At 61.8% G+C, this 4,066-nt stretch carries 4 protein-coding genes; 3 read left to right on the top strand and 1 reads right to left on the bottom strand.

Annotated features, from left to right (window positions below; all coding sequences use genetic code 11):
• Positions 1-364 (bottom strand): NTP transferase domain-containing protein (locus EN984_RS25080; RefSeq protein ID WP_164765630.1); only part of this gene is annotated, 364 nt, incomplete at its 3' end.
• Positions 365-557: 193 nt separating this feature from the next.
• On the opposite strand from EN984_RS25080, the gene EN984_RS25085 reads away from it, so the two are divergent.
• The 3 genes from EN984_RS25085 to EN984_RS25095 form a co-directional block, all read left to right on the top strand.
• Positions 558-1,226, top strand: coding sequence for a cytochrome c family protein (locus tag EN984_RS25085; RefSeq protein WP_127268468.1), 669 nt, complete (start codon positions 558-560; stop codon positions 1,224-1,226).
• Positions 1,227-1,381: 155 nt separating this feature from the next.
• Positions 1,382-3,259 carry an extracellular solute-binding protein gene (locus EN984_RS25090; RefSeq protein WP_127271570.1) on the top strand — a complete coding sequence of 626 codons (1,878 nt, stop codon included), beginning with the start codon at positions 1,382-1,384 and terminating at the stop codon, positions 3,257-3,259.
• Positions 3,259-4,066 (top strand): ABC transporter substrate-binding protein (locus tag EN984_RS25095; RefSeq protein WP_245480113.1); only part of this gene is annotated, 808 nt, incomplete at its 3' end. The genes EN984_RS25090 and EN984_RS25095, both read left to right, overlap by 1 nt.

Below are 4,066 nucleotides of genomic sequence, written 5' to 3' on the forward strand. Positions count from 1 at the left end.
CCGCACTGTCCTCGAAAGGCCTGAGCGACGCGGCGATGATCTGGGGATCGATCGTCGGCAGGTCGCCTTGTACATTGACGACGGTTTCGACCTTGCGCCCGGGGTCGAGCGCGATCAGCGCCTCGTGGATGCGGTCGGAGCCGGATTCGTGATCCATGCGCGTCATCACGGCCTCGAAACCGTGCGCGCGCACCGCTTGCGCCACGCTTTGCGTATCGGTCGCCACCACCACTCGGCCAAGGCCGGCTTCGGCGGCACGGCGCGCGACATGGACGATCATCGGGGCGCCTGCGATGTCGGCCAGCGGCTTGCCCGGCAGGCGGGTCGAAGCCATGCGGGCCGGGATCAGGATCAGCGTGGACATTTCGGGTGCAAGGCGTCTCGAAAGAGGACAGGGAAAGTGGCAAAAGGTCTCACTGGAAGCGCCCTTATAGGTGTTGCAACGCCGCAGCAAAAGACCTAGTTTCCGCCCGATTTGACCGCCCTCGCAGGACGGGTCACGATACCGACGGACGGAGTGGACGGTTCTGTCCGCCGGAAAAGGGAGCAAGGGGCGTATGGATTCCAACGAAGTCAACAAACTGCTCGCCGGATTGCTCGGAACCGTTTTCGTCGTCTTCTCGGTCGGCATTGTGTCCGATGCGCTGTTTGCCTCGCCGGCGCCGGAAAAGCCCGGTTTCGCCATCGAGGCCGCCGAGCCCGCCGAAGGCGGTCCGGCCGCGCCTGCCGCCGCAGCCAAGCCGATCGCCGAACTGTTGGCGACCGCCAATGTCGAGCAAGGTGCTGCCGTCTTCAAGAAGTGCCAAGCCTGCCATTCCGGCGAAAAGGGCGGCCCCAACAAGGTCGGCCCGGACCTGTGGGACCTCATCGACCGCCCTGTCGCCGAGCATGAAGGTTTTGCCTATTCGGCCGGCATGAAGGAATTCTCCAAGGGCGGCGCCGAGAAGTGGACGTACGACAACCTCAACCACTTCATCACCTCGCCGAAGAAACTTGTGAAGGGCACCGCGATGGGCTTCGCCGGCCTGCCCAAGGACGAGGATCGCGCCAACGTCATCGCCTATCTGCGCACGCTGTCCGATAATCCCAAGCCGCTGCCGGCGCCGGGGGCTGCCGCAGATGCAGGCGCGCCCGCCGATGCAGCCGCTCCGGCAAAGCCGGCTGAGGGTGCCGCGCCGGCCGCTCCCGCCGCCCCGGCTCCGGCCGCACCGGCGCCTGCCCAATAGCCAGATATCATCTCGACGACCTTGAAAAAGCCGGGTTCAGCCCGGCTTTTTTGTTGGGAAAACCGCATAGGCGGCGACAAAGCCGCGCATGGCGGTTTTCACGAGCGCCAAATCATCTAGATTGCCATGAACGGGCATTGCGAAGAGGATAGTGCATGACGGTTGGCCGAACGCTTCTCAAGTCGTTGCTGGCGGCAGCCCTTCTGGCGGCGGGCTTGCAGGCTGCCCGCGCCGACGAATGGCGCACCACCTCATCGCTGATCGGCGAGTCCAAATACGGCGCCAATTTCCAGCACTACGACTACGTCAACCCGAACGCGCTCAAGGGCGGCACGCTGAATTCGGTGGTGCCAGGTACATTCGACAGCTTCAATCCCTACGTGGTCCAGGGATCACCGGCCGCCGGCCTCGTCGGGTTTGGCGGCGGCCTGCTCTACGACACGCTGATGGAGCAGGCGACCGATGAAGGCAGCACCAGCCATCCACTGATCGCCGATGCCTACAAATATCCTGATGATTATTCCTCCGCGACCTACCGGCTCGATCCGCGCGCCAAATGGCATGACGGCCAGCCGATCACCGTCGATGACGTGATCTGGTCGTTTCATGTGCTGAAGGCCAACAGCCCGCAATACAGCCGCTATTTTGAGAATGTCACCGATGCGGTGGCGATTTCGGATCGCGAGGTGGAGTTCCATTTCAACCAGAAGGGCAATCGCGAACTGCCCAAGATCATCGGCGACCTTGCCGTGCTGCCGAAACATTGGTGGGAAGGCACCGATGCCAACGGCAAGAAGCGGGACGTAACCAAGCCGACGCTGGAAATTCCGCTCGGTTCGGCCGCCTACAAGATCACCAGCTTCAAGCCGGGTTCGGAAATCATCTGGCAGCGTGTGCCGGACTATTGGGCGGCCAAGCTGCCGGTGAAGATCGGCCGTGAGAATTTCGACACCCGACGCTACACCTATATTCTGGACGACAACGCTGCCTGGCTCGCCTTCACCAAGGGTGGGCTGGAAGACATCAACCGCGAATACAGTTCGCGCAAATGGGCGACGGCTTACAATTTCCCGGCATTCCAAGCCGGCGATGTCATCAAGAAGGATTTCCAGACCCAGGCGCCGGAACCGATGCAGGGCTTCGTCCTCAACCAGCGGCGGCCGCTGTTCCAGGACCGGCTGGTGCGTGAAGCGCTGACCATTCCGTTCGATTTCGAGAGCATGAACCGCACACTGTTCTTCGGCTTCAACACCCGCACGTCGAGCTATTTCCAAGGCACCGAACTGGCCTCGAACGGGTTGCCGCAGGGCAAGGAACTGGAAATCCTGGAAAAATACCGAGACAAGCTGCCGCCCGAACTTTTCACCCAGGAATTCAAGCTGCCGGTTTATGATTCACCGCAGGCGGAACGGAAGTACCTGAAACAGGCGGTCGATCTCTTCGCCAAGGCGGGCTGGGTGATCAAGGGCGGCAAGATGGTCAATGCCAAGACCGGCGCGCCGTTCAAGTTTGAAATCCTCGGTTGGAACGACACCGACCAGGTCATCGCCAGCCCCTACATCGCCAATCTGCGCAAGATCGGCGTCGACGCCACTTTGCGCATCATCGACCAGACGCAGTACATCAACCGCGTCAACAATTTCGATTTCGATGTCGTTACCGGGATGCTGCAGCAGTCGGAATCGCCGGGCAACGAGCAGCGCGACTTCTGGAGCTCGAAAGCTGCCGACTCGCCCGGTTCGCGCAATCTGATGGGCATCAAGGACCCGACCGTCGACGCGCTGGTCGATCGCATTATCTTCGCGACCGATCGCGACGATCTCGTCGCCGCCACCCATGCGCTCGACCGCATCCTGCTGTGGAACTTCTACGTGGTTCCCCAATATTACCGGTCGGCGGTGTGGCTGGCCTATTGGGACAAGTTCAAATTCCCCGACAAGCAGCCTGCCTATGCCGGAGCCGACATCGATTCCTGGTGGATCGACCCGGACAAGGAGAAGGCGCTGGCGGCCAAATACAAGGGTGGCAATTGATGGCGGCCCTTGCCCGCCGCGACTTCCTGGCCCTGGGCAGTGCCGCGGCAGCCGCCGCCTTGTTGCCCGGCCGGGCCTTCGCCGAAATTGCGACCGGCACCAAGCTGCATGGCCTGTCGGCCTTCGGCGACCTCAAATACAACCCCGATTTCGCGCATTTCGACTACGTCAATCCGGACGCCCCAAAAGGCGGCCAGATGAATTTCGCGCCGCCGAACTCGACCCTCAATCAGAGCTTCCTGACCTTCAACACCCTGAATTTCCTGGTGTTGAAGGGAGAGGCTCCGCCGCGCGCCGAACTCTGTTTCGATTCCCTGATGACAAGCGCGCTCGATGAGCCGGATGCGGCCTACGGCCTGCTCGCCGAAACCGTTACCCTGTCGCCAGACCGCAACGGTTTCCGCTTCGCCCTGCGACCGCAAGCGCGTTTCCATGACGGCTCGCCGCTGACCGCGGACGACGTTGTCTTCGCGCTGAAGCTTTATAAGGACAAGGGCCATCCGAACCTTTCCCAGGCGTTGCGGTACATGACCGACGCGGTTGCGGTCGATCCCGCCACCGTCAACCTCACTTTCAACGGCGAACAGTCAGCGCAAAACATCCTGGCGATCGTGGGGATGCCGATCGTCTCCAAGGCCTTTTATACGGCCAATGATTTCGATGCCTCGACCATGACACCGCCGCTTGGCTCGGGTCCCTACAAGATTGGACGCGTGGCGGCCGGACAGACTGTCGAATATGACCGCGTGGCCGACTATTGGGGCCGCGATCTCCCAGTGAACCGCGGCCTCTACAATTTCGACCGCA

Source organism: Mesorhizobium sp. M7A.F.Ca.CA.004.12.1.1 (assembly GCF_003997835.1).
Lineage (GTDB): Bacteria > Pseudomonadota > Alphaproteobacteria > Rhizobiales > Rhizobiaceae > Mesorhizobium.